This is a genomic window from Oleiharenicola lentus, from assembly GCF_004118375.1.
Taxonomy (GTDB): domain Bacteria; phylum Verrucomicrobiota; class Verrucomicrobiia; order Opitutales; family Opitutaceae; genus Lacunisphaera; species Lacunisphaera lenta.
Window position 1 is genome coordinate 697220 of sequence record NZ_SDHX01000002.1, and the last position, 25187, is coordinate 722406.

18 protein-coding genes are annotated in these 25187 nt (G+C 69.5%); 10 read left to right on the forward strand and 8 right to left on the reverse strand.

The features are described from left to right. Nucleotides 1–47: 47 nt before the first annotated feature. Nucleotides 48–2477: a transporter substrate-binding domain-containing protein gene (locus ESB00_RS16795; protein WP_129048942.1), complete on the reverse strand. Its 2430-nt coding sequence runs from the start codon at nt 2475–2477 to the stop codon at nt 48–50. Nucleotides 2478–2672: 195 nt separating this feature from the next. Further along, nucleotides 2673–3455: a 3-keto-disaccharide hydrolase gene (locus tag ESB00_RS16800; RefSeq protein WP_129048943.1), complete on the reverse strand. Its 783-nt coding sequence runs from the start codon at nt 3453–3455 to the stop codon at nt 2673–2675. Between the two features lie 167 nt (nt 3456–3622). Here ESB00_RS16800 and ESB00_RS16805 point away from each other — a divergent pair, with 167 nt between their 5' ends. The 6 genes from ESB00_RS16805 to ESB00_RS16830 all read left to right on the forward strand — a co-directional run bounded on the left by ESB00_RS16805 (nt 3623) and on the right by ESB00_RS16830 (nt 9851). Next, entirely contained in the window at nt 3623–4951 is a 1329-nt protein-coding gene (locus tag ESB00_RS16805; protein WP_246026512.1) for a XylR family transcriptional regulator, read from the forward strand. Then, on the forward strand, nt 4858–6207 hold the full coding sequence (locus ESB00_RS16810; protein WP_129048944.1) for a glycoside hydrolase 5 family protein: 1350 nt from the start codon (nt 4858–4860) through the stop codon (nt 6205–6207). Before ESB00_RS16805 ends, ESB00_RS16810 begins: the two co-directional genes overlap by 94 nt. Beyond that, nucleotides 6204–7724: a glycoside hydrolase 5 family protein gene (locus ESB00_RS16815; protein WP_129048945.1), complete on the forward strand. Its 1521-nt coding sequence runs from the start codon at nt 6204–6206 to the stop codon at nt 7722–7724. Before ESB00_RS16810 ends, ESB00_RS16815 begins: the two co-directional genes overlap by 4 nt. 27 nt (nt 7725–7751) lie before the next feature. Further along, nucleotides 7752–8465, forward strand: coding sequence for a carbohydrate-binding protein (locus ESB00_RS16820; RefSeq protein ID WP_129048946.1), 714 nt, complete (start codon nt 7752–7754; stop codon nt 8463–8465). Between the two features lie 7 nt (nt 8466–8472). After that, on the forward strand, nt 8473–8991 hold the full coding sequence (locus ESB00_RS16825) for a hypothetical protein (RefSeq protein WP_129048947.1): 519 nt from the start codon (nt 8473–8475) through the stop codon (nt 8989–8991). A 92-nt stretch (nt 8992–9083) separates the two neighbouring features. Then, nucleotides 9084–9851, forward strand: coding sequence for an energy transducer TonB (locus ESB00_RS16830; RefSeq protein ID WP_129048948.1), 768 nt, complete (start codon nt 9084–9086; stop codon nt 9849–9851). Between the two features lie 10 nt (nt 9852–9861). Here ESB00_RS16830 and ESB00_RS16835 read toward each other — a convergent pair whose 3' ends face one another. Beyond that, nucleotides 9862–11274 (reverse strand): tetratricopeptide repeat protein, encoded by a 1413-nt coding sequence (locus ESB00_RS16835; RefSeq protein ID WP_129048949.1) that lies wholly within the window; start codon nt 11272–11274, stop codon nt 9862–9864. Further along, nucleotides 11271–12527 carry an FG-GAP repeat domain-containing protein gene (locus ESB00_RS16840; RefSeq protein ID WP_129048950.1) on the reverse strand — a complete coding sequence of 419 codons (1257 nt, stop codon included), beginning with the start codon at nt 12525–12527 and terminating at the stop codon, nt 11271–11273. The genes ESB00_RS16835 and ESB00_RS16840 overlap by 4 nt, the downstream gene beginning before the upstream one ends. Before the next feature lie 191 nt (nt 12528–12718). Here ESB00_RS16840 and ESB00_RS16845 point away from each other — a divergent pair, with 191 nt between their 5' ends. From ESB00_RS16845 to ESB00_RS16855, 4 genes are all read left to right on the forward strand, one after another. Next, on the forward strand, nt 12719–13822 hold the full coding sequence (locus ESB00_RS16845) for a class I mannose-6-phosphate isomerase (RefSeq protein ID WP_129048951.1): 1104 nt from the start codon (nt 12719–12721) through the stop codon (nt 13820–13822). A gap of 8 nt (nt 13823–13830) precedes the next feature. Beyond that, nucleotides 13831–15345 (forward strand): glycoside hydrolase 5 family protein, encoded by a 1515-nt coding sequence (locus ESB00_RS19765; RefSeq protein WP_218938775.1) that lies wholly within the window; start codon nt 13831–13833, stop codon nt 15343–15345. 13 nt (nt 15346–15358) lie between these two features. Then, nucleotides 15359–17548 carry a beta-galactosidase gene (locus ESB00_RS16850; RefSeq protein ID WP_164976273.1) on the forward strand — a complete coding sequence of 730 codons (2190 nt, stop codon included), beginning with the start codon at nt 15359–15361 and terminating at the stop codon, nt 17546–17548. 64 nt (nt 17549–17612) lie between these two features. Beyond that, nucleotides 17613–19016 carry an MFS transporter gene (locus ESB00_RS16855; protein ID WP_164976274.1) on the forward strand — a complete coding sequence of 468 codons (1404 nt, stop codon included), beginning with the start codon at nt 17613–17615 and terminating at the stop codon, nt 19014–19016. Nucleotides 19017–19022: 6 nt separating this feature from the next. Here ESB00_RS16855 and ESB00_RS16860 read toward each other — a convergent pair whose 3' ends face one another. From ESB00_RS16860 to ESB00_RS16875, 4 genes are all read right to left on the reverse strand, one after another. After that, nucleotides 19023–20957, reverse strand: a complete 1935-nt coding sequence (locus tag ESB00_RS16860) for a glycoside hydrolase (protein WP_129048954.1) — start codon at nt 20955–20957, stop codon at nt 19023–19025. A gap of 33 nt (nt 20958–20990) precedes the next feature. After that, nucleotides 20991–23003 carry a glycoside hydrolase gene (locus tag ESB00_RS16865; protein WP_129048955.1) on the reverse strand — a complete coding sequence of 671 codons (2013 nt, stop codon included), beginning with the start codon at nt 23001–23003 and terminating at the stop codon, nt 20991–20993. A 98-nt stretch (nt 23004–23101) separates the two neighbouring features. Further along, nucleotides 23102–24193 carry a glycoside hydrolase family 5 protein gene (locus ESB00_RS16870; RefSeq protein WP_129048956.1) on the reverse strand — a complete coding sequence of 364 codons (1092 nt, stop codon included), beginning with the start codon at nt 24191–24193 and terminating at the stop codon, nt 23102–23104. Beyond that, complete coding sequence (locus ESB00_RS16875; RefSeq protein ID WP_129048957.1) at nt 24186–25172, reverse strand: aldo/keto reductase; 987 nt, start codon at nt 25170–25172, stop codon at nt 24186–24188. Before ESB00_RS16875 ends, ESB00_RS16870 begins: the two co-directional genes overlap by 8 nt. Between the last annotated feature and the right edge of the window lie 15 nt (nt 25173–25187).

Consider the following 25187-nt stretch of genomic DNA (forward strand, 5'->3'; position numbering starts at 1 on the left):
AGCGAAGCCGCAAAGTCAGAACTTCGCTCCCTGGCGGCTTCGTGTTTTCACGCCCGGGCCACGTGATCCGCGACGATGCGGCCGATGCTCTCGTAGGAGAGCGGCTTGTGCAGCGTGGCGGATACCTGCAACCGGCGGGCCTCGGCCAGGTCGCTTTCCGGCCAGTAACCGCTGACCAGCACGAGCGGACTCCGCGGACGCCGCGCCCGCACGCGGGCGGCCAGCTGGAGGCCGTTGACGCCGGGCATCGTGAGGTCGCTCAGCACGAGGGCGAAGCGGTCCGGCGCGGCCTCGAATTCCGCCAGTGCATCCTCCGCCCGCAGGTGTGCACTGACCGTGTAACCCAGCCGCTGCAGCACCTTGCGCACCGTTTCGACGATCGAGGCGTCATCATCCACCAACAGGATTGATTGCCCCTGGCCAAGCTGCACGGCGGCCGGCCGGGTCTCGGTGGCGGCCGGCGCCGGCCGGGCCGTCGCCAACGGGAAATAGAGCTGAAACAGCGTGCCGCGCCCCAGCTCGCTGGTGACCGTGACGGCACCGTCGTGCTGCTGCATGATGCCATGTACGACCGACAGGCCGAGGCCGGTGCCCTCGCCCATCGGCTTGGTGGTGAAAAAGGGCTCGAAGATGCGGTCCACCACCTCCCGGCTCATGCCGGGACCGGTGTCGGCCACGCCAATCCGCAGGTAGCGGCCCGGCTTCAGGTCGGGCTGCAAGGGTGTGCCCGCCTCGAGCACGACCTCTTCCTCGGTGAACAGCAGACGCCCCTGCGTGCCGCGCATCGCCTGCAGGGCGTTGGTGCCGATGTTCATCAGCACCTGGTGGACCTGCGCCGGGTCGGCGAGGATTTCTGTGTCGACCGGGCCGGTGCGGTGGGCGAACTCCACGGTGCCCCGGGCCACGGCGCGCAGGAAGCCCATGACCTCCTCGATCAGCGGGCTGATTTTCACCGCCTGCCGGCTGGCCTCGGAACGGCGCGAAAAGGTGAGGATCTGCTTCACCAGCTGCTGGGCCCGGCGCCCGGCCTTGAGCACCTGCTCCAGCGACGCCACCTCGGGGTGGTCGGGCGGCAGGTTCATCAGGCTCAGCTGCGTGTTGCCGATGATCGCGGTCAGCAGGTTGTTGAAATCGTGCGCAATGCCCCCCGCCAGCGTGCCGATCGCCTCGATCTTCTGCGAATGCCGCATGCGTTCTTCCTGCCGCTGCAAACGGAGCCGCGCCTGCGTCTGCTCGCTGATGTCGCGCAGGGAAACGAGAAACCGCGATCCAAGCGGGCTCACGGACACACGCCACCAGCCGGCGGCGCCCGGCTTCTCATGCTCAAACTCCGTGGCCTCGCCCTGCCGCGAGGCGGCGGTGAGGCGGTCGGCCAGCGTCGCATCCGCGGACAGCACATGGTGCAACCGCGCCCCGGGGGCGGGACCGCTGCCGGTCTGGAGCAGCCGGCGCGCGGATGGATTGGCCTGCACCACGACCACGGCGCCGGAGGTCGCGGCGGTTTCCAGGACCAGCAGGCCGTCAGGTGTGCCCTCGAAGAGGCTCCGGTAGCGCTCCTCGCCGGCCCGCAGCTCCGCCGCCTGCCGGGCGATCTGCCGGCGCAGCCGGCGTTGCCTCGCGGCCGCCCACAACACCACCAGCAAGGCCAGCGCCAGGCCCACGGCCACGGCCATGAGCACTTGTTCGAGCGTGTAACGCGACGGCTCCACGTGCGAAAACCACTTCCGGTAGTATTCATCGAAACGCCCCGTGCGCACCAGAATGGCCAGGCCCTCGTTGACCTGGGCCAGCAACCGGTGGTCGCCCTCGCGCACCGCCACGCAATAGCGCACATCATAGCCCGGCACCTCGATCTGCAGCGCCTTGATGTTCTTCCAGCCTTCGCGGCGCGCCAGTGAGAGCCCGGTCAGCCGGCTCGCCAGCGTGGCGTCAATCTGGCCGTTGTTCACCTGCTCCAGGGCCGCCTGCACGGATTCAACATACACGATCGAGTCGCCCAGTCCGGACTGTCGCAGCAACATCTCGCCCAGGCTGCTGCGATGGACCCCCACCCGCCGCCCGCGCAAGTCCTCCACCCGCAACACGCGCTGGTCGTCCTTGTGCACGAAAATGGTGCCGACCATGTTCAGGTAAGGGACGGAAAAATCGGCCACGGCTTCCCGCTCCGGCATTTGCGCCAGGCTTTGCAGGATATCCAGCTCGCCGCGCTCAAACCGAGCGTAGATTTGCTGGGTGTTGCCCTCGATGCGCTCAACCTTCAGTCCCATCACCTCCACCACGCCGTCCACCACATCGTAGGCGAAGCCCTTCACCTTGCCGTCCGAGTCGCGAAAAGAATAGGGATAGTTGTCGGTCAGCACGCCCACCCGCAGCACGCGCGATTCCCCGGGCGGCTCCGCCCCGCCCATGGCCCCCGCCCCCGCCAGCAACAGGCAGGCGAACAGCACCCGGTAATACGGCTGCTTGGGGTAGATCATGAAGTCATCTTCCCCAAAGCCGCCGCCGGCGCAAGCCCGGGACGCCCCTGGGTGATGAGGCTACTTCGTCACGCCTTCGCCGTCCTTGACCCCAAATGTCTGTCAGGCTGCCCCCGGCGGACCAAACGGAGGCGGCCGGCATCGCTGTAAAAACCGATCGGCGGGTTGCTCCGAGGCGGTGCGTCCTTCGCCGGATCAAAAATCCGTTTCCGGCTCGGCCAGATCCAGCTCCTGAATCCAGAGGTTGCGGTAACGGACATCATGGCCCTCGCCCTGTAGCTTCAGCGGACCGGGCCCATCGGTGATACCCTTACCGCCATCGTTGCCGCCATCGAGGCCGGAGTTGGGCCCACCCCACACCTGGTTGATCGGCTGGTTCACGTGCACCTTCACCCCGTTGAAATACAGCGTCACCAGCGCGGGCTGCACGCGGCGACCCGCCTCGAACCGGGCGGCACGGAACAACAGGTCGTAGGAATTCCAGCGGCCGAGTCCGCGGTAGTGAGCGTAGGGTGACTCCGTCTCGTTGATCACCGCGCCCATGCCGTGGCGGGTGCGATCGCCGTCGCAGATCTGGATCTCATAGCGATTCTGCAGATAGACTCCGCTGTTGCCGCCGGGATGGTTGACCAGAAACTCCACGTGCAGGCGGAAGTCCCGGTAGGTTTTCTTCGTGATGATGTCCGCGGCGCCATACTTGCCGCCCGCCGCCGCCGGATCATGGGTCTGCAGCACCTGCCCGGCGTCCACCGGATCGTCCACCAGGCGCCACTTGATGGGCAGCGCCGAGGCGAAACGCGGCCCCTCCCAATAGGTCCATTTTTCATCAAGCATGCGGCGCGTGCCATCGAACAGGATCTCGGCGCCGGACGGTGCCGGCGTTCCCAGGCCCGCTCCCGCGGGCGGCGCGGCGCACAACAGGGGGCCAACGAGCAACAAACTGATAACGATTTCTGGGATCGGGATGTTTGATTTCATGGGGTGCACCCATGAAGTCACACCCTGGCCCGGCGGAAAACCGGAAGCGAAGGCGTTAAGCAACGAAGCAAGCATTCTCATTTTCACTTCGGGGATATCCTGCTAGCCTCACCAGCGAGAACGGCCTTGGCCCCCCGCAAGGATTCTCCACCACTCCTACCCCGCCTGTGATCGCCCCTGTTGCCCCCAAGAATCGGCCGTCCCCGGTCGGACTCCAGCGCTGCGTGCTGGTGGTCGCCCACCCCGTCTGGGAAGAATCCGCCCCCCGCCTGCTCCACGGCATCGCGCTCTACCAGCGCGAGCACACCCCGTGGGAGGTGCACTGGGACAACCTCGGCCAGTCGCTCTCCGATGCCAACTGGTTCAAGCGCCAGCCATGGGACGGCGTGATCAGCCGCCACACCAACGCCCTCCAGGTCGAGGCCTGCCGCCGGCTCGGCATCCCGCTCGTGGACGTCAACAATGCCGATGCCCTGGCCGGCGTGCCCAATATCGTGCTCGACAACTTCGCCGTCGGCCAGCTCGGCGGCGAGCACTTCATCGACCGCGGCTTCCGCGACTTCGCCTTCTGCGGCTTCGGCAACGAGGCCTGGTCCTGCGAGCGCCGCGACGGTTTCCGCGACGCCATCAGCACCTTCGGCCGCTCTTCCACCGTCTTCGACCGCGACTATCCCGGCACCTACACCGGCGGCTGCACGCCCCAGTGGCAGGCCGAGGAGATTGACCACATCGCCCGCTGGCTGCTGACCCTGCCCAAGCCGGTCGGCATCATGTGCTGCAATGATTTTCGCGCCCTGCAGGTGCTGCACGCCGCGCGGCACGCGAGCCTCCGCGTCCCGGAGGACATCGCCGTGCTCGGGGCCAACGACGACGAGGCCCGCTGCGAGCTCGCCAATCCGCCGCTCTCCAGCGTGGCCACCAACCACCTGCGCTCCGGCTACCTGGCGGCCGAGGCCCTCGACCGCCTCATGCAACAGCGCCCGCTCGACGGCCTCAGCCTCGTGGTCGAGCCCATCGAGGTCATCGCGCGCCAATCCACCGACCTGCTGGCCGTCGCCGACCGCAAGGTGGCCACGGCCGCGCGCTTCATCCGCCAGAAAGCCTGCGAAGGCCTGACGGTGGACGAGGTCTGCCGCCACGCCGGCATCGCCCGGACCCAGCTGGAGGAGAAGTTCCGCAAGTATTTCGGCCGGTCCCCCAACAGCGAAATCCGCCGCGTGCAGCTGATGCGCATCCGGCAGCTGCTCCAGGAGACCGACCTGCCGCTTGACGCCATCTCCGAGCTCACCGGCTTCAAGCATCCCGAATACCTCATCGTCTTCTTCAAGCGGGCCACCGGCGAATCCCCGGGGCGCTTCCGCCGCAAGATGCGCTTCCAGGCCCGCCTCGCCGAACCCGTCTCATGTACGCCCCGCTCTTCCGCCCCTTCCGCTATCTCATCGCCGGCCTCCTCCTCAGCCTCGCGGTCGGCCCCGGCCTCCTCGGCGAGACCATGAGCCGCGCCGATGAATTCGTGCGCGTCGACGGCACCCGTTTTCTCCGCGCCGGCCGCCCCTACGCCTTCGCCGGGGTGAACTTCTGGTTTGCCGCCTGGCTGGGCCGGAGCGGCGACGGCGGCGACCCGGCCCGCCTGGGGCGCGAACTCGACCAGCTGCGCAGTCTCGGCGTCACCAACCTCCGCGTGCTCGCGGCCGCCGAGCCCACTCGCTATGCGCCGCTGACGCCGGCCTTTCAGCCCGCCCCCGGCCGCTACAACGAGGATCTGCTCCGCGGCCTCGACCGGGCCCTCGACGAGATCGGCCGTCGCGGCCTGACGGCCGTGCTCTACCTCAACAACCAGTGGGAGTGGTCCGGCGGCATGGCCACCTACGTCGAATGGGCGACCGGCGAAAAACGTCCGCCCGCCGACCGCTGGCCGGACACGCTCCGCTTCGACACGCGCTTCTACTCCCTGCCCGCCGCGCGCACCCTCTACTTGGATTACGTCCGCCACCTCGTCACGCGCGTCAACTCCGTGAATGGCCGCCGTTATGCCGACGACCCGACCATCATGGCCTGGCAACTCTGCAACGAGCCGCGAACCGGCGACGGCGAGGATCTCGCCCGGGTGGGCGACTCCCTGCTGGCGTGGGCCGACGAAAACTCCCGGCTGATCCGCCGCCTCGCCCCGCGTCAGCTGATCAGCACCGGCTCCGAGGGCGTCATCGGTTGTGGCTGGGATGCCGACTTCTACCGCCGGCTGCACGCCCTGCCCGCCATCGACTACCTCACCGCGCACATCTGGCCCCTCAACTGGGGCTGGTATAAGCCCGCGGACCGCGCGGGCACGCTGCCGGTTTCGATCCAACGCACCCGCGAATACCTGTCGCAGCACATCGCGGTGGCGCGCGCCCTGGGCAAGCCTCTTGTGCTCGAGGAATTCGGACTGGGCCGCGACGATGCCCGGTACCTGCCGGGCACGCCGGTGACCGCCCGCGACGCCTATTTCTCGGCGGTCTTCGAGACGTTTCGCGCCGAACTGGTCACCGGCAGTCCGCTCACGGGCCTGAACCTTTGGTCGTGGGCCGGCGAGGGCGTGCCCGTCGACCCAGCCGGAGCCTTCTGGCGACCGGGCACGCCGTTCACCGGCGACAACGGCATCGAGCCGCAGGGCCTCAATTCCCTGTTCGCGACCGATCACTCCACCCTCGCCCTCCTGCGCGACCTCAACCGTCACCTTTCGGCGAACGCCGCCCCCGTCCTTTCCCGATGACACTCCGCCCCCTGCTGGCCGGCTTCGGCCTGCTGCTATTCCCGCTTTGTCTCAACGCGGCCGATGCCTGGCCCCTCATCACGCGCCGCGGCGATGCGCTCTACGAGGGCGACCGGCCGTTCCGCTTCCTCGGCCTCGCCGCGCCCAACCTCCAGGCGCACGAGTCGCAGATTCACGCGGACTTCGGCAACCGTTTCCCCGACGACTACGAGACCCGCGACATGCTCGACAGCATGCAGCGGCTCGGTGGTCGCGCCACCCGCATCTTTGCCCTCAGCGTCGCCAGCCCGGCCGACCGCGGCATGCCGGCCTACATCACCGGCCGCCGCCAATACAACGAGCAGGCCTTCCGCTGCCTCGACCTGATCCTCGCGCGCTGCCACGAATACGACATCCGGCTCATCATCCCGTTCATCGCCTCGCAGTCGTTTCCGTTCGTGCGCGGCGTGGACGAGTTCAGCGCGTTGTCCGGCAAGCCGCCCGGCTCCTTCTGGATCGACGAGGAGGTAAAGGCCGACTTCCGCCACTTCCTGGATTTCGTGCTCAACCGCCGCAACACGGTGAACGGCCGGCTCTACAAGGACGACCCCGCCATCCTCGCGTGGCAGCTCGGCAACGAGTTCATGAGCTACCCCGGCGATCGCAAGCTGGACGCGGCCGTCTGGGTGCCGCGCCTCACGGCGTGGTCGCTGGAAATGGCCGCCTATATCAAGCAGGTTGACCCGAACCACCTCGTCATGGAGGCCGGCGGCGACCGTGAGGCCTTTCTCGCCAGCCCGCACATCGACGTGATGAGCGCACACCTCTACGAATATTGGAGCCGCCAGAAGGGCGAACCCTCGGACCTCGCCGTGCTGGCCCGCGCCGAGTGGGAAAATTGCCGCGGGCGGAAGCCGCTCATGGTGGATGAATTCGGCCTGGCGACGATCGACAACAACCGCGCGCTGATCGCCACCATCCGGGAAACCGGCATCGTGGGCGGCCTGCTCTGGAGCCTGCGCTCCCACCGGCGTGACGGCGGCTTCATGCTCCACAACGAGGAGGGCACGCCCATCAACTCCTACCACTATCCCGGCTTCGGCGCCGGACAGGGCAACCAGGAGACCCAGTTGTTCGACCTGCTGCGCCACGCCGCCTTCGCCCTCCGCGGCCTGCCGCTCCCGCCCCTGCGCCCGCCGGCGCCCGCCCCGGTGCTCTTCGCGACACGCGGCGGCTTCACCTGGCGCGGGTCCACCGGCGCCAACCATTACGCCATCGAGCGCGCCGCTGCCCCCGCCGGCCCCTGGGAAGTGCGCGCCGTCGGGCTGCACGATTCCGTGGTGGCGCACCCCGAGCAGGTCCTCGCCCTCGAGGGCAAGCGCGGCCCCGCGGGCGGCCCGGCCGGCGATCCGCGGCCGGTGGCGCTGTGGTTCGACGAATCCGCCGCCCCCGGCTCGACCTGGCACTACCGCATCCGCGGCTTCAATGCGGCCGGCGCCACCGATTACTCGCCGGTCTTCACGATCACCAAACCCTGAACGGCGGCCCGCCGCGACCTCCCGCCCATGAAATCCCGGATCCTTCACCCCGGCCTCCTGCTCGCGTTGCTGCCGACCGCCTTCGCGGCGTTGCCCGCGGACTACACCGGCCGGCCCTTTTCCGACGCCTATCACCAGACCGGGCCCGCCCGCATCCCCGGCGTGGTGCAATGCGCGCGCTTCGACCTCGGCGGCGAGGGCGTGGCCTATCACGACACGACGCCCGCCAATGAAGGCAGCGGCGTGCTCAACCGCCAGACCGCCCCCTACAACCACCAGCGGGCCCACGCCGGGGAATACGTCTGGCATTTCCGCGCCGACGAGGGCGTGGATGTTTCCTACGTGAAGGACTGGGCCGACCTGAACCACGACCGCAACGCCGTCGTCCCGCCCATCAACCAGTTCTACCTCGGTTGGACCGATGACGGCGAGTGGGTGAACTACACCGTGGAGGTGCGCGAGCCCGGCACCTACGCCGTCCACGCGCTCTACAGCCAGTCCGCCGCCCACGTCACGCGCGACGCCGCGGGTCGCCCCGCCGCGGCGCTGCGTTTCGAGCTCAACGGACGCCCCGCCGGCGACATTGGGCCGCCCCGGGACACCGCCGACTGGCACGCGTGGGATTTCGGCCGGATTGCCACCGTGACTTTCCCCGAGGCCGGACTGCAGCTGCTGACCTTCCGCTACCGGCGCGGAAACAACTGGGCCTTCTTCGTCTTCGAAAAGATCACGCCACCCTGATTTCATCATGCCCGGTTACCCTCCTCCCCACGTGGTTGAATCCGCCCCGACCGTTCCCGTCCCGTCTCCTCTCGTCGCCGAACCGCCCGGCGCACGGCTGCTCGCCGAGATCGCCCGGCTGATGCCGCGTTTTCTGCGTCACCCGGTTGACCGCCGTCAATCGGGCGGCAACGCCGCCGCGCTCGTCATCGCGCCGACGGGCGAGGTGCATGGCCGCATCTTCGGCCGCGACGCCGCGCGTGGCCAGTGGTGCTGGGGCATCGCGCACCGCAAGGTGACACAGGTCTGGCGCACCGGCTACGCCACCGGCCGCTTCGAGGAGCTCGTCTACGCGGGCAAGCTCGACGAGGGCACCTTCGGCGTGAACCGGCCCGACTTCATCGGCTGGGAGGGCGGCGTGCCCTTGGAGGATACAGCCGGCCGGCTCTACGCCGCCGCGTTCTCCGGCTTTCGCGGCGTGAAGGATGTGGAAATCATCACCCGCGCCGCCCCGGTCGCCGGACTGCGAGTCCGGCAGACCGACTGAGACCGGTCGCCAATTTCTGAAGATGCCTTGCTTGCGCGTCGCCGCGCCGCGCGCCGAGGTCCACGCTCGGCGGAACTTACCCCCGTTTTCCGATGCGCGCTGTCCTGCTTTTGTCCGCCCTGCTCGCCACCCCCGGGTTCGTCCCGCTCACCCATGCTGCCGCCAGCGCCTGGTCGCCCACCGCCCCGCTCGAGGTCGCCGCGACGGACGCAACGACCCGCGCGTCGCGCGATCTCTATCAGGGACGCCTGACTCCGACCGCAGCCGCCGCCGCGACGGAGCCCGGCTACCGGGTGATCATCGCCGTTGACTACGACGAAACCGGCACGCCGCGGGATGCGCGCGTGCACGCCTCGGACGACATCACGCACGGCCGGGTGCTGGAGCAGGTCTCCCTGCAGCTGGCCCGCGGCGCCAAGCGTGAGCCGCGCATCAAGGACGGCCGGCCAGTCGGTTTCACGGCGCACGTGCCGTTTCATTTCCCCGTGCGGGACGACGAAGGTCCGGCCACCAGCGCCGCGCCCCGCCCGCGCCTGCAGCGCAGCCAGCCGCCGGCCTTTCCCGACCTGCTCGTCCAACGCGGCGAAAGCGGCGGCGCGATCCTCGAAATCACGATCGACAAGACGGGCGAGGTCAGCCGCGCCCGTGTGCTGGAGACCTCGCACGAGGTCTGCGGTGACGCCGCCCGGGCTGCGGTGAAGAACTGGGTGTTCACTCCGGTGGAGGAAAACGGCCGGCCGGTGCGCTCGCGCTGGCGGATCGCCTTTGCCTTCGAATCGACCGGCCGGCCCGCCGAGTTGAAGTGGCGCCTCGCCCCGCGGCCCAATCTCGGCGCCTACACCGTGATCGCGGCGCCCTGAGGCGACCCGCTCAGGGCGCGGGCCCGAAGCGCGCGACCACCGCGTCGCGCAGGCGCCGCGTGGCAGTCGCGGCCGGGGCCACGCGCTCCACGCGCGCGAGCAAATCCCGTGCGGTCGTGGCATCCCCGCGCGCCACGGCGTCGAGCACGAGATAACCGAGCGTTTCTTCATGGTCGGGGAATCGGCGCAGGTTTTCCTGCAACCCGGCGCGCGCCCCGGCTTCGTCGCCGCTGCGAAAAGCCGCCCGGGCCGCGGCCAGGGCGGTCTCCGGCCGGTCCGGGCGCAACGTCTGGAGTCTCCGATAAGCGTCCACGGCCTGCGCCCACTCCCCGGTGCGCTCGCGGGCCGTGGCCAGACGGGCGAAGAGCTCCGCCTCGGCGGGATTTTTCTCCGTGGCGCGCTCCAGCAGGACGCGGCTCTCGGCCGTCCGCCCCTGCCTTTCCAGCAGGTTGGCATAACGCAGCGCCAATGTCGCGGAGCCCGGCTCCAACTCCAGCCCACGCCGATAAGCCCGCTCGGCGGCGGCCTCATCGCCGGCGACGCCATGGAGCGTGGCGAGCAGCTGGAAGTTGAGCGCTCCGCCGGGCTCGAGCGCGATGGCGCGCTCGATGCGCGCGAAGGCGCCGCGCAGGTCCGCGTCCGCCCGCAGACGGTCGGCGTCCACGCGCAGACGGTAGGGATCAAAACAGTCGGCGGGATCCACCTCGACCCAAGGATCGGGAATGTCCCGGAAGCGACCGAGCCGCTTAACCTCGCGATCCGCGGCCGCCGCCCCGGCGCTGTCGCCGGTTTCGCGCGCGACCGTCGCGGCCAGGGCGTGCAGCCCGTAAAACTCCGGCGCCCGCGGAAGCGCCTCCCGGAGCAGGGTCCGCGCCTCCGCCCAACGGCGCTGCCGCACCTCGAGCCGCACGAGACCGTGCCAGGCATGCGGCTGGTCCGGCTCGGTCCGCAGCACCGCGCGATATTCCGCCGCGGCCTCCGCGTCGCGGTTCAGCTTCACCAGCGCGTCCGCCAGCTTCACGCGCACGGGCGCGGGTGCGACGCCGCGATCCACCAGGCCACGCCAGAGGACGACCGCCTCATCCAACCGCCCGCCGTCCGCCGCGAGCACCGCCTGGCGATGAACCCACTCGGGCGCGTCCGGCCGGCGCGCGCTGATGCCGGGGAGGAGCGCCGCGGCTTCGGCGTTGAAACCATTGGCCAGGTAAAGTCGCGCCAGTCGTTCCACCGCCTCGCGCCGCACCGGCCAGCGCCTCGCCTCGGCATGGGCCGCGCGCAGCGTCTCCGCGCCGGGCCACTCGCGCCCCGCCGCCGCCGGCCAGGGCACCGTGTCGGCCCAGCGCCGGGCCGACCACGCCGCCACCAGCCCGAAAATCGCCACGGTCACGGCGAGCAGGACCCATATCAGGCGGGGCCGCGTCATGGTGCGGGGACCGGCCGCCAGCGCGAGATCCGGCTCATCCGGTCGTAGGGCGGATAGGCGTGGAATCCGCCGGTCACCAGACCCGGCCGGCCGTCGCCGTCGAAATCCCCGGCGGCGAGCGTCACCAGGTGCGTGGGCGCCAGCGCGAGCGGTTCCGCGGTGAAGTTCATGCGCCCGTCATTGCGGAACAACACGAGGCTCGCCCGCGGCGACCGCACCCAGTCCTGAAAACAGCTCACGATCAGCACATCGCGGTCGCCATCCCCGTCGTAGTCCACGGCCACCGGACTGTAGGCGCCGGGCCAGTCGCCGAGGCGGTGCAGCCGGAACTGGCCGCTGCCCAGGTTTTCAATCCACTGCACGCCGTGGCTCGGCCGCGACCCGGGCTCCGCGTAATCGAAGCCGTCGCCGTTAGTGAACAACAGGTCGGGTCGGCCGTCGCGGTTGAGATCGGTGGCAATGAGCCCGCTGCTGCCGAAGTCCTCGTTCGTCGAGCCGAAGAGCGTCACCGGCGTGAACCGGCCGCGCCCGTCGTTCTGCCAGAGGATCACCTCCTCCGTGTTCTGCGAGATCAGCGCGGCGAGGTCCGGATCGCGGTCGCCGTCAAAATCCTCGATCACGATGTTGATGGCGCCCGGCAGGCTGAGCAGCCCGTGTGGCTGGAAGCTGCCGTCCGGCCGCTGCTCGAACCACTGCACCTCGCCGTCGTCGTAGCCGAACTGGGCCACCGCGAGGTCGGCCCGGCCGTCGGCGTTCAGGTCGCCGACGCGTACGTCCGTCACGCGGGCCAGCCTGTCTGCCAGCACGCGTTTGGTGTAACCGCCGTTGCCGTCGGCGATGAGCACCACGATGCTGCCGATCCGGTCGTTGTTGGGGTAAACCACGCCCATGCACGCCACCAGGATCTCGCGGCGACCGTCGCCGTCGAGGTCGGCGACCTCGGTCCGCACCGGTGCCCCGAGCCCTTCAGCCAGCACGGTTTCCTCAAACCGGCCGCGCTCAACCTGGCGCAGCCACACCACCCGGCCGGCGCGAACGTCGCAGGCGATGACATCGAGCCGTCCGTCTGCATCGAGGTCGATCGCGTTCACGTGCGCCACCAGCGGCCTGTCCACCGCCGGTTCCCCGATGGCCTCGGCCACCAGCACCGGGGCAGGCGGAAGGGCGGCAGCGGGCGGCGCGGGGCGGGACGCCGGCGCGCACCCCGCCAGCAGTACGGCGCCCAGCAGGGGCAGGAGCAGACTCATGCGCATGGCGACGGCGGAAAACCCACGTTTTCCCTCCCTAACCGCCCGCGCGATGCGAAACCAACCGGACGAAGGAATGAAGCAAGGAATCTCTGTTTACGTCCGGCTCAGGTTGAGAGCCCGGTCCAAAAAACCGAGAGCGTTTGCTTCCCGATGGCCGTTGCGGGCCCGGTTCCGACACTGGACGACCGCGCTCCATGCCGCCCCCCACCCCGCCGTTTCTCCTGCCCCTTTTGCCCGCCCGGGTGCGGCGCAACTACCGGGGTGGCCGCCAGCTCGACCTGCTGGCCGGAGCCGCCCGGCCCGCGGACGGCTCCGAGCCGGAATCGTGGCTCGGCTCGACCACCGTCGCGCTCAATCCCGGCCTGCCGCCGCAACCGGGCGAAGGCCTCACCCGCGTTGGATCAGGCGCCGGCACCCCCACGCTCGCCGCGGAGCTGCAAGCCGCCCCAGATTTTTATCTCGGCCGGGAACACGCCGCCCAACTGGGCCCACAGCTCGGGTTTCTGGCCAAGCTGCTCGACGCCGCCATCCGTCTCCACATCCAGGTCCATCCCACGGCGGAATTCGCCCGGGCCCGGCTCCAGTCGCCCCACGGCAAGCTGGAGGTCTATCATATTCTCGCGGTGCGACCGGACGCCGCGGGCGAAATCTGGCTCGGTTTCCAGCATCCGCCCACCCGCGCCGAGTGGCGGCGCATCATCGAGGAGCAGGACATCGCGGCGATGGCGGCCTGTTTCGAGCCGATCCGTGTCCAACCGGGTGAAACCTGGATCGTGCCCGGCGGCCTGCCCCATGCGATCGGTCCCGGCGTGCTGATGGTGGAAGTCATGGAGCCGAGCGACTGGGTCGTGCGCTGCGAGTTCGAGCGCGAAGGCGTGGTCGTGCCGCCGGCGGGGCGCTTCATGGGCCGAGACCTCGACTTCTGCCTCGACGTGTTCGACTACCTGCCGCGCTCGGTCGAACTCGTCCGCACCCTTTGCCGCCTGCAGCCGCGCTGGCTCGCGGGCGATGCTTCCTGGGAATTGCAGGAGCTAGCTGGGGCCGGGCGCACGCGCTGCTTCTCCCTGCGCCGGCTGTCCGCCCGCGGGACCGCGACGCTCCCCGGTGACGGCCGCGCCACGCTGGTCATCCCGACGCGCGGCCGCGGCACGGTGTCCGTCGAGGACGAGACCATCGCCGTTGCGCCCGGCACCGCGGCCTTCGCGGCAGCGGCGGCACCCGGCCTGGAATTTTTCCCGGACCACCGGCAGACCGGGCCGACCGAGTGGCTCCTCGTCTCGCCGGCCGGTCCCGGCTGATTTTTCCCATGCGTTCCCCCATGCTCACCCTCCTCGCGTTCATGACCGCCGGTTCCGCCGGTTTCTCCACGGTGCCGGACGACCGCCCTTTCATCACCCGGCAGGGCGACCAGTTGATGGAAGGCGAAACGCCGTTCCGATTTTTCGGGCTCTGCGCCTCGACGCTGAACATGAACAAGGAACAGATCCTGCCCGACTGGAGCAACCGCTGGCCCGACGAGTTTGAGATGCGCTCCACCCTCGACCACCTCCGCCGGCTCGGCGCCCGCGCGACGCGGGTCGGCATCGGGCTCTCCATCGCCAGCCCGAAGGACCCGGGCGCCCAGGTGCATGTAACCGCGCGGCGCACCTACAACGAGGAAGCGTTCCGCGCGCTCGACCGGCTGCTCGCCCTCGCGCGGGAATACGACATCCGGATCATCTTTCCCTTCATCGCCTCGCAATCCTTCAAAAACACGCGCGGGGTTGACGAGTTTGCCGCGCTGGCCGGCCAGCCGCCGGGCGCGTTCTGGACCGATTCCGGGGTGAAGGAAGATTTCAAGCACCTGCTCTCTTTCGTACTGAACCGGCGCAACACGGTCAACGGCCGGCTCTACAAGGACGACTCCACGATCCTCGCCTGGCAGCTCGGCAACGAGTTCGACAGCTACGCGCCCGACCGCGGGTTTAAGCCGGCGGACTGGACGGGCGCCATCCGGGACTGGAGCCTCGAGATGGCCGCGCACCTCAAGGCCGAGGCCCCGCGGCACCTGGTGATGGAAGCGGGCGGCGTGGATCATGCCGCGCTGATTGCGGACCCGCACATCGACATCCTGAGCGCGCACCTCTACGAATACTGGGCGCGGTTCAAGGGCGAGCCCTGGGATCTCGCCCCGGTGGCGCGCGAGCGGCGCGAGGCCCTGCGCGGGATCAAGCCGCTCGTCGTGGACGAGCTCGGCCTCGCGTCCTACGCCAACCTGCGCGCGCTGCTGGAGACCATCCGTGAAACCGGAATCTCCGGCGGCCTGCTGTGGGGCCTCCGCGGCCACCGGCGCGATGGCGGCTGGTATTATCACAACGAGGGCGGCACCCCGGTGAACTCCTATCATCCGCCCGGCTTCCCGGCCGGCCATGCTTATGAAGAGCGGCGCACGCTCGACCTTCTCCGGAAAGAGGCGTGGGCAATCCGCGGCCGGCCCGTTCCGCCCATTGACCAGCCCACGGGCACGCCGGAATTGCTCCCGCTCGCCGATGGCTTCACCTGGCGCGGCTGCGCGGGTGCCAGCGCCTATCGGATCGAGCGCGCCCCGACCGCGGACGGCCCCTGGCAGGTCCTGGCCACCGGCCTTCACGACTCCGTGATCGCCGACGTGAAGGCCCACGAGGCCGCCGGCGCGAGCGCAACCCCCGTGCTCTGGCATGACGAACTGGCCGCACCGGGCGAGACCTGGTTCTACCGCCTGCAGGCCTACAACGAGACTGGCGCCACGCCTTGGTCCCCCGTCATCCCGCGCACCGCCCAACCGCCGCTCCCGCCCCGCTGAGCGCCCCTGCCGCATGCACCCGAATCCGTCCGATCCCTCCGCCCCGCCGCCGCGCCCCTGGCACGACGGCTCCATCCTGCTCGGCACCGTCTACAACGTGTTCCACAGCGAATACGCGACCGACGAGGAATTCTTCGCGCGGGTCGACACCGACCTCGCGGCCATCCGGGCGGCCAACATCCGCCACCTGCTCGTCTTTCCCCTCAGCCAGTGGGACCACGCGACCCGCCGCCTGAAGTGGGAGCGGACCGACTATCTCGTGCGGAAGATCGAGGAGGCGGGCCTCAAGTTTGTGCCGCTGCTGCTCAAGGAGGAACAATGCGGCCACTATTTCCCGCCCTGGCAGTTCGAGACCCTGCCCGAGATCCGGCAGCAGCACCACGTGCCCGGCCCCAACCGCAACAACCGCGAGCACGTTGACTTCATCCACCCGGAGGTTTTCCCGCTGCTCGAGGACTATTTCCGCGCCGTGATCGGCCGCTACGGCCGCAGCCCCGCCCTCGCCTTCTACAATATCTGGAACGAGCCGCACTACAGCCACCAGTCGCCCCACGTGGTGGCGCGCTTCGGCGACTGGCTGCAAAAAAAATACGGCACGCTGGCGGAGCTCAACCGCGCCTGGGGCGACGACTTCACCGCCTGGGAACAAGTCACGCCGTTCCTCGCCGACGACTGGGACTCGAGCATGCCGTCGATCGACTGGGGCCTTTTTCGCAACGAGCTCAACGGCGTCATCCTCGGCGAACTGCGCGCGATGCTGCACCGTTACGACCGCAGCCGCGCGATCAATGCGAACCCCGTGGGCACACCGTGGAGCAACTTCGGCGACTTCGGCGGTTACAACACCGACAACTGGCAGTTCACCGCGCACGAGGAATTCGCCGGGCTGTCCTACTACCCCGATGCGCTCGACCGGCCGCACCGCGAACAGCCCTTTCCGCTCTGGTGGCACAATCTGACCTTTGCGGTCACCCGCTCGGCCGCCGGGCCGAAACCCTATATCCTCACGGAACTCTACACGAACGGTAAGTCCGGCCTTACGCTCGGCGGCTGGCTGGACCGGGCCACGGTGTGGCAGCTGGCCTGGACCGCGCTGGCGAACGACTGCAAGGGGCTGTTCTATTGGAAATGGCAGCCCTTCGCGCGCGGGCGGCAGGCGCTCGGCCGCGGCCTCACGACCATGGACGGCACCCTCGCCCCCCGCGGCGAAGCCGTGCGCGAACTCGGGGCGGTGCTCGCGCAGTGGGGCGACACCCTCATGGCCGCCCGTCTGGAAACCCGGCCGGTCGGCGTCCTGCTCGACATGAACGGGCTGCTGAAATGCCTTGAGCAAAACCCGCAGCGCGGCCTCCGCCACTTCCTCTACCAGAGCAACGCCGGACTTTTCCGCGCACTCGACGAGGACAACCACGGGGTGGATTTTCTCCGGACGGACCGGCCGCTCGATCTCGCGCAACTGCGCGCCTACCGCGTGCTCTTCCTGCCGTTCCAGATCGTCCTGCGCCGCTCGCTCGCCCCGCTCCTGCGGGAATACGTGGCCGCTGGCGGCTGCCTTGTCGCCGACTGCATGACGGCGAGTCTCGACGAGCTCGACTTCGCCTATGCCACGCAGCCGGGCGCGGGCCTCGACGAGGTGTTCGGCGCCCGCCGGCTCGACTGGGTCGCGGAGGAAAAATCGCACCGCGTGATCTGGTCGCGCGAGTCCGGTCCGACGCACTTCACGGCCGCGGTTTACCGGGAAATCCTCCAGCCGGCCCCCGGCGCGGAAGTGCTCGCAACTTTCGCCGACACCGGCACGCCGGCGGCGGTCCGCCACCGCCACGGTCTCGGCCAGACCCTGCTCCTGGGCTTTGCCCTCGGCGGCACCCTGCACACGGATCCGGGCAGCCCGCTCCGCTCCCTGCTGCACGGTTGGCTGCGCCCGCTCCTCGGGCCCGCCGCGTTCACCTGGGCCGGCGCCGGCGCTCCCCCGATGATCCGCCGGCATGAACGCGGACGGGATCAGGTGTTCTATCTCATCAACCCTGCCGCCACCACCGTGGAGGGCACGCTTTCAGTGCCGGTGACCGGAGCGGTGACTGTGGAAACTCTGGTCGGGCCGAAGGCCTGCTCCGTGCAACCGGCCGACGGCACTTCGTCCCTGCGCCTGCACGTGCGGCTCGAACCGGCCGGCGTCCTCGTCTTGCTGCTCCACCCTGCCTGAAGCCGTTTTCTCCGTTCGTTCCCCCTCGGGCCCGGACAATCTCCCCACCCCAACCCACCTCGCCGTGACCGCTCCCTCGCCCTCTCCTTCCGCCGGCCCCACCATCCCGTCGGGCCCGGCTCTGCGCTTGCCGGAAAAAATCGGCTACGCCTGCGGTGATGTCGCCTCCGTGCTCTACTACCGCACGGTCGCGCTCTTCCTGCCGATCTTTTATACCGATGTCTTCGGGATCACCCCCGCCGCCTTCGCGCTGATGCTGCTGGTCACGCGGGCCTGGGACGTGGCGAACGACCCGATGATGGGCATGATCGCCGACCGCACCCAAACGCCACACGGCAAGTTCCGGCCCTGGCTCCGCTGGATGGCCCTGCCTTGGGTCGTCTGCGGCGTGGCCATGTTCACGGTGCCGGATCTTGGCCCGACTGGAAAACTCATCTACGCCTACGTCACCTTCACTCTCTACCAGATGGTTTATACGGCCGTGAACATCCCTTACGGCGCGATGCTGGGCGTGATCTCCCCCAACCCGGCCGACCGCACCGTGCTCGCGTCCTTCCGCTTCTACGGGGCCTACACCGGCGACCTCGTCGTCAAAGGCTCCATGCTCTTCCTCATCGCCTATCTCGGGGCGGGGGACGAGGCCGCCGGCTACCAGCGGACCGTGCTGCTTTACGGCCTGCTGTCCGCGGGCCTTTTCCTGGTGACCTTCCATACCACCCGCGAACGCGTCCTGCCGCCTCCGGGCCAGCAGATGAACATCCGCCAGGACCTCGCGGAACTCGTGCGCAACGGCCCCTGGCTCGTGGTCTGCGGACTGGGCGTGTTCAAGCTGCTGTGGATCTCGATCCGCGACGGCGCCACCCTCTACTTCTTCAAATATTTTGTCACGGATTGGCAGGTCTGGACCACACCCTTCCTTATCCTGACCACGGTCGCCACGCTCGCGGGCGTGGCCTGCACCCGGCCGATCACCGATTTGCTCGGCGGGAAACGCCGGGCCTTTATCATGGTCAACTTTGCCGTGGCGCTGGTTTCGCTCGGCTACTTCTTCGTCGGTCCGGCCGACATCGGCCTGATCATCGGCATCGGCGTGTTGTCCTCATTCCTCGGCGGCCCGCTCCTACCGCTGTTCTGGTCGATGATCGCCGACACCGCCGACTACGGCGAATGGAAAAACGGCCGGCGCATCACCGGCCTGACGTTCTCCGCGGGCACCTTCTCGCACAAGGCCGGTGCGGCGCTCGGCGGGGCCGCCGCCGCCTTCGTGCTCGGGCTCTCCGGCTACGAGGCGAATGTCGCCCAGTCCGAGGAGGCCCTCGGCGGCATCCGCCTGCTCATGGGCGTCGTGCCCGCCGCCATGGGCGCGCTGACCGCGCTGTTCGGTCTCTTCTATCCGATCGACGGCCGGATGGAAAAACAGATGGAAGCCGAGTTGGCGGCCCGTCGCCGTGAACAGACGGCGACCTGATTCAGCTCATGGCACCGTCTCGCCGAAGGCGCTCGTGAGCCCCGCCGCGACCAACGGAATCTCCGCGCGGCCGCCGGCCACCGCCACCGTCACCTCGGGCTGAAGTCCCGTGGCCGTCGCCGTCGCAACCACGCGCAACACCTTGACCCCGTCCGGCAGGCCGGAAACCAGGGCGGTGCGCGCGGCGCCGGTGTTGACCAGGTGCAGCGCGTAGCGGCCGTTGGCCCGGTCCCCGAAGGCGGCCACCGTCACGTCGCGCCGGTCCTTGGTCACCGGCAGCGCAAAGGCTCCGGGCGGGGTCGCGCCGAGCTGCTGAAACGCGTGAAAGCGCGGCGTGTGCGCCAACGGCCCGGCGTGGCCGTAGGCGCCGCCACCCTTGAGCAACGTGTAGTCCGCCGTCAGCTGCCAGTGCATCAGCGACGCGGGTTGCGCGAGGGCAGCGATGCGCACGTAGAGCTCGATCTCGTCGAGCGCATAAGCGGGCTCGAGAAAAAGGTCGGGATGGCGGTGCGCCTCGGCGTCCGGCCCGCCTTCGCTGAGCAGGAGCGGCACACCGAGCTGCCGCGCTGCGGCGCCCCATTGCACGAGGTTCTCATCGTCGCACCCGCCCCAGCTGTGGAAACCGACGGCACCGATGAAAGGACGCGTCTCGATGTCGTTGATCACGGCCTGAGCGAAGCCGAGCGACTTCGCCGTGGCGTTCGAGGTGTCGGCCACCAGGTGCTTCGTCGCGAGGCCGCGCGCGAGGCAGGCCCGGCCGAGGATCTTGATGAAGGCGGCGTGATCCGCGGGCGCGGGCATCAGACCGAGGTCGGGTTCGTTGAAGGAGAACATCACCGCCTCCACACCGTAGCCTTCCTTCAGGAACTGCAGATAGGCCGCGATGGACTCGGCCATCCGCGCCCATTTCGCGGGATTGACCGGGTCGTTGTAGGTGTGCGGCGGCCGCGGGCCGGTCAGCTGCGCCCACGCGGGCGGATCCCACACGCTGACGATGACCGGAATCCCGCGCTGGGCGAGCCGGCGGGCCATTTCCATCTGGGCGTGCTGCCGCGGCGTCACGCGGCCCGCGCGCGCCGCAGCGAGCGGATCGGCGGCCTCGTCGGCGTCCCAGTCCCGCCACCACAGCGCGATGCGGCCCCAACTCACCCGCAGATTCGCCAGCTTGTAGTCGATGATGGCCGGGTCGCTCTCCGGGAATTGCAGGCGGAAATTTCCGCCGATGCCGTCAAAGCGCGCGCCCGGCCGCGCCGGCTCCACGGCGATCGCCACCGGCCGGCGATCCGGCTCGCCTCCCACCTGGAGCTGGAAGGTCCGGCTCGCCTGCGCGGTGCCGGCGGGTCGGACCGGCACGCTCACGCGCACGACGTTCTCGGAGTCGGCCGGCATCCGCGTGACCCGCAGCGGCACATCCCCGCGGCCGCGGATTTCCCACGTGCGCCCGACGCCCGTCAGCCGCACCCCGGCGGCGGAGCGCTCCTGAATCCCGGCGGTGTCCGCCACGGCCTCCTCGCCCACCACGCCGCCAATCGCATCGAGCCAGGTCAGGCGTCCGCCGAGGAAATCCGCGCGCGGCAGGTCTACCGTGAGCACGCCCTGATCCGATCCGTTTTCCGGCGCCGCGGTCATGGCCACGTCGAGGCGCGCGGCGCACGGCCCGGTCTCCTCGACGGCGATCACGGCCTTCTCGCCGCGCAGCTCCACCTCCACGCGCTGCCCCGCGCCCTCGCGCCGGTAGCGCGAGGCGTTCGCGTAATGGGCGGTGCGAGCGGCCACGGTGCCGTCCGGACGCACGACTTCCATCCGCGCCGCAAAGGCGTGGAGGTGCCCTTCGATCCGCAGGCCGCGCAGGCTGCCCCATTGGGCGAGCTCAGGCTGCGCGAAGCCGGAATTAAAGGCGACCGCGAGCGACGCGGCGATCAACCAACGGGGAGCATGCATCATAAAACAAGGGGCGTGGCCGGACGACGCGGTTCAGGGCCGGCCGGTCAGACTGAGGTAGGCGCCCGCCGGCGCGATGAACCGCGCGACCCCGTGCTCGGGCACCACCGGGGCCATCCGCTCCGCGCCGTGCACCGCATCGGTCTGCCGCACCTCGAGCGTGCGCACGCCGGAAGGCAACCCCCGCAGCTCAATCTCGCGGGCGGCCCCGTCATTCACGAGGTGCAGGCCGGTCTCGCCGGTCCCGGGCACGGTCCACGCGGCCGCGGTGAGGGCCGGGCCCGCCACTTTCAACGGAATCCAGTGCGCGCCGACCGGCGTATCCCCGAGTTGCTTCAGGTTCCAGAAGCGCTGCGTGGGCCGCAGCGGACCTTGGTCGCCATAAAGGCCGCCGCCCGTCAGCACGGAATAATCCGCGGTGAGCTGCCAGGGCATGATGGTCTCCGGCTGGCAGGCCGCCGCGATGCGGAGATAAAGCTCGATCTCGTGCAGGGCGAACCACGGTTCCAGAAAAACCTGCGGGTAACGGTGCGCCGCGGAGTCGGGCCCGCCTTCGGTCACCATCAGCGGCAGGCCGAGCTCGCGGCTCGCCTCCGTCCAGGCCGACAAGTCCTCGGGCGTGCACCCGTGGTAGGTGTGAAACGCGACCGCCCCGCCGTGGGCCCGCGCCGCCGGATCGCGCCGCACGACCCCGAGGATCCGGCTGGCCACCGCGGTGCCGTGTCCGGTGTCGCCGAGCAGCATCTTCGTCCGCAACCCGCGCGCCGCGAAAGCCGCGCCCAGCACCCGGGCGTGCCGGGCGTGCATCTCCGGGGTTTCCCGCACCTCGACGCCGACGTCGGTCTCGTTGAAGGAAAACAGGTCGGCCTCGACGCCGTAGTGGTCGCGCAGGTGCACGAGATAGTCGGCGATCGACCGGGCGATGGCGTCGAGCTTCTCCGGCCGGAGCGCCTCGCCGCGCTCGCCGCCCGGCCACGGTTCCGCGGCCCACCGCGGCGGATCCCACACGCTCACGATCACGGGCAGGCCGCGCCGCGCAAAGGACCGGGCGAGTTCCAGCTGGCGCTGCAACAGCGGGGACAACTGTCCCGCCTGCGCCCGCGCCAGCGGGTCCATCGCCTCCTCCGGATGCCACTCGCGCCAATACATCGCGATGCGGGTCCAGGTCACCCGCAGGTTTTCCAGACAGTAGGCGATCACCGCCGGATCCTGCTCGGGAAACTGCAGCCGGAAATTGCCGCCGATCCCCGTGAAGGGCCGGCCCGGCTTGGCGGGATCCAGCGTGAGCGTGACCGGACGCTGATCCACCGGCGCGGCCACCTGAATCTGAAACACGCGCTCCACCACCTGGTCGCGGCGCACCGGGCCGGTCACCAGCGGGAAATAGCACTGCAAATCCACGGGCCGCCCCTGCGGATCACGTTGGGCGAAATCCTGTGCCGGGCGCGGATCGTTGAGGTAGGCGGGATGGGTGGTGGCGTCCTGCCGGAGCAGCCAGCGCCCGGGCTCGTCGGCCCGGCACTGGATTTCCTGTTCACCGATGCGAAAGCGCAGCCCTTGTCCGTTCCCCGGCAGGGAGTGGGGCAGGCTGAGCGCCGCCAGCGGCTGGGCGTGGACGCCTCCGGCCGGATCCACGCGCTCCAGCGTGCCGCGCGCGAATTCCGGCGGAAGTGAAAGGCAAAAGTAGAGGCCGGCCAGATCGGCGTCCGCCGTCGCGCGCAGGCGCACATGAAGTTCCACTGTGCCGGCACCGCGATCGTGCACCCGCACGGTGTAGTTGACCGGCAAGCCGGCGAGCGCGTGCTCCGCAGTCTGGGCGTCGCCCTCGCGCGTGTAGGTCTGGTGACCTTCCCAATTGTATTTGGAGGACTGCGTGTAGCCGGACCAGTCGGCGCGGACGGCGCGCACCGAGGTCTCGAAGGGGAACCGCTGGCCCTCGATCCGCAGGCCCGTCAGATTGCCCCAAGGCATGAATTCGGGCTGGGCGGCGAGTTCGACAAGGGCGGGCATGACAAAAATCAGGGCAAGCAGGAGACGGGGTTTCATGACGGGCTCCGGGGATGGAGCACCGCATCAGCGTATCCGGAGCGCAGCGCCAAGACCATGAGAACGCCCTCCCGTTTTCTGCGAACCGTTCCGTGGATTCAGGGTGCGGGGGACTCAAACAATCCCGCCAGCACCGGCGTCGGCGCGCCGCCGGCATCACGCACCGCCATGCCGCCGTTGTAGCTCCAGACGCACCAGCCCCAGCCCCGCCGCTCCGCCGCGGCACGCACGGCGCGCACATAGCGCGTGCGCGCGGCGGCGGGCGCGGCTTCGTTGACGCCAAAACCGCCCAGCCGCACCTCGCACGCAGGCGCGTGCTGCCGAAACCAGGCCTCCACCCGCGCAAAGTCCGCCTCGATGCCCGCGGCCCCGATCTCGGTCAGCGAGGCCTCGTAGGCAAAATGACCCGGCTGGAACAGCGGGCGCAGATCCGGCACGCGGCCGGGAAAGTCCACCGGTGGCATGTCGGGCGGACACTGCTTCCACGCCGCGCGCTGGTGCGTGAACACGAGCGGTTCGTCGTAGTGCAGCGTGATGCCGATCCGCGGGTCGGCCGGCAGACTCAGCTCCGCCAGCGTGGTGAAACGGCTCGCGTGGTTGGTGGTCAGGTAAACCAAACGCCGGGCATCTACCGCCCGCACCGCCGCGAGCAAAACGCGATTGAGCGCGTTGAGAGCGTCGCCCGTCGGTGCCTCGGGCTCGTTGATGAGCTCGAACCGGAGATAGTCGCCTTCGGCAACAAAGCGTTCGGCGAGCCGCCCCCAGCATGCGGCCGCCTCGGCGCGAGCGCGCGGATCGGTGAAGATGTCGGGGTCCTGCGCATCTTTCTCGAAACGTCCGCCCGGCAGAAAATGCAGGTCGAGCACCGCGCCGAGTCCGGCGTCGCGCGTCGCATGGAGCGCGCGCAGCAGCGGGGCCAGCGCAGCCTCGTCAAGCGTGCCGTCAGCCCGCCAGACCAACCGGCCGTCGAGCGGATAGCGGATGTGGTCAAAACCCTGGCGCGCGATCCACGCGATGTCGGCTGCACCGAACCACGGCGCCCCCGGACCGGCCGGATCGTAAACCTTGGCCATCCAGTGCGCGATGCTCACCCCCCGCCGAAAACCGGGCTCGGCCTTCAGGCCGGCCGCGGCGGCGAGCAGCAGCACGAGGCCGAGGGCCAGCTGCCGGAAAAGAAACATTCTATTCATCGCGCAGGATTGTCTCGATCGCGTTGAGTTCAGCACCGGTGAGGCCGGCCTGCCCGATGGCCTGGAGATTTTCCTCCAACTGCTCCACGCGACTGGCCCCGATGATGGCCGAGGTCACGGCCGGATTACGCCGCACCCAGGTGAGCGCCAGCTGGGCCAGCGTCTGGCCCCGGTCCGCGGCCAGCGCCGCCAGCGCCGTGAGCTGCCGGCGCCGGGCCGGCGTCAGGTCCCCGGCGAGATGCGGCGAACGCGCGGCGCGCGCATCGGCGGGCACGCCCTGCAGGTAGCGGCCGGTCAATAGCCCCTGCGCCAGCGGACTGAACGGAATGCACCCGACGCCTTCGCGCCCGAGCAAATCCAGCAAGCCCGCCTCGGGTGTCCGTTCAAACAGGTTGTATTTGGGCTGGTGGATCAGCAGCGGCGTGCCGAGTTCGCGCAGCAGCGCCACCGCGCGGGTGGTCTGCTCGGCATTGTAGTTCGAAAGCCCCACGTAGAGCGCCTTGCCGGCGCAAACGGCGTGGGCCAGCGCCCCCATCGTTTCCTCCAACGGCGTGTGCGGGTCCCAGCGGTGGTGGTAGAAGATGTCCACGTAATCGAGGCCAAGCCGCCGCAGACTCTGGTCCAGGCTGGCCAGCAGGTATTTTCTCGAGCCGCCGTCGCCGTAGGGACCGGGCCACATGTCGTAACCGGCCTTGGTGGCGATGATCAGTTCGTCCCGGTGCGCACCAAGTCCGTCCGCCAGCAGGCGGCCGAAGGTCCGCTCGGCCTCGCCGGGGGGAGGGCCGTAGTTGTTGGCCAGATCGAAATGGGTGATGCCCCGGTCAAAGGCGCGCCACACGATCGCCCGGGCCGCCTCAAGCGGCCGGGCGTCGCCAAAATTCTGCCACAGCCCGAGCGACAGCGAGGGCAGCTGCAGGCCGCTGCGGCCGCAGCGGCGATAGAGCGCGGGTGAATCGTAACGGGAGGCGGCGGGCATCATGGGACCGGACGGCGG

What these genes read in the sequence shown, in the direction of transcription:
- ESB00_RS16795 (WP_129048942.1), bottom strand. Translation starts at nt 2,477, where the DNA reads ATGATCTACCCCAAGCAGCCGTATTACCGGGTGCTGTTCGCCTGCCTG.
- ESB00_RS16800 (WP_129048943.1), bottom strand. Translation starts at nt 3,455, where the DNA reads ATGAAATCAAACATCCCGATCCCAGAAATCGTTATCAGTTTGTTGCTC.
- ESB00_RS16810 (WP_129048944.1), top strand. Translation starts at nt 4,858, where the DNA reads ATGTACGCCCCGCTCTTCCGCCCCTTCCGCTATCTCATCGCCGGCCTC.
- ESB00_RS16815 (WP_129048945.1), top strand. Translation starts at nt 6,204, where the DNA reads ATGACACTCCGCCCCCTGCTGGCCGGCTTCGGCCTGCTGCTATTCCCG.
- ESB00_RS16820 (WP_129048946.1), top strand. Translation starts at nt 7,752, where the DNA reads ATGAAATCCCGGATCCTTCACCCCGGCCTCCTGCTCGCGTTGCTGCCG.
- ESB00_RS16825 (WP_129048947.1), top strand. Translation starts at nt 8,473, where the DNA reads ATGCCCGGTTACCCTCCTCCCCACGTGGTTGAATCCGCCCCGACCGTT.
- ESB00_RS16830 (WP_129048948.1), top strand. Translation starts at nt 9,084, where the DNA reads ATGCGCGCTGTCCTGCTTTTGTCCGCCCTGCTCGCCACCCCCGGGTTC.
- ESB00_RS16835 (WP_129048949.1), bottom strand. Translation starts at nt 11,274, where the DNA reads ATGACGCGGCCCCGCCTGATATGGGTCCTGCTCGCCGTGACCGTGGCG.
- ESB00_RS16840 (WP_129048950.1), bottom strand. Translation starts at nt 12,527, where the DNA reads ATGCGCATGAGTCTGCTCCTGCCCCTGCTGGGCGCCGTACTGCTGGCG.
- ESB00_RS16845 (WP_129048951.1), top strand. Translation starts at nt 12,719, where the DNA reads ATGCCGCCCCCCACCCCGCCGTTTCTCCTGCCCCTTTTGCCCGCCCGG.
- ESB00_RS19765 (WP_218938775.1), top strand. Translation starts at nt 13,831, where the DNA reads ATGCGTTCCCCCATGCTCACCCTCCTCGCGTTCATGACCGCCGGTTCC.
- ESB00_RS16850 (WP_164976273.1), top strand. Translation starts at nt 15,359, where the DNA reads ATGCACCCGAATCCGTCCGATCCCTCCGCCCCGCCGCCGCGCCCCTGG.
- ESB00_RS16860 (WP_129048954.1), bottom strand. Translation starts at nt 20,957, where the DNA reads ATGCATGCTCCCCGTTGGTTGATCGCCGCGTCGCTCGCGGTCGCCTTT.
- ESB00_RS16865 (WP_129048955.1), bottom strand. Translation starts at nt 23,003, where the DNA reads ATGAAACCCCGTCTCCTGCTTGCCCTGATTTTTGTCATGCCCGCCCTT.
- ESB00_RS16870 (WP_129048956.1), bottom strand. Translation starts at nt 24,193, where the DNA reads ATGAATAGAATGTTTCTTTTCCGGCAGCTGGCCCTCGGCCTCGTGCTG.
- ESB00_RS16875 (WP_129048957.1), bottom strand. Translation starts at nt 25,172, where the DNA reads ATGATGCCCGCCGCCTCCCGTTACGATTCACCCGCGCTCTATCGCCGC.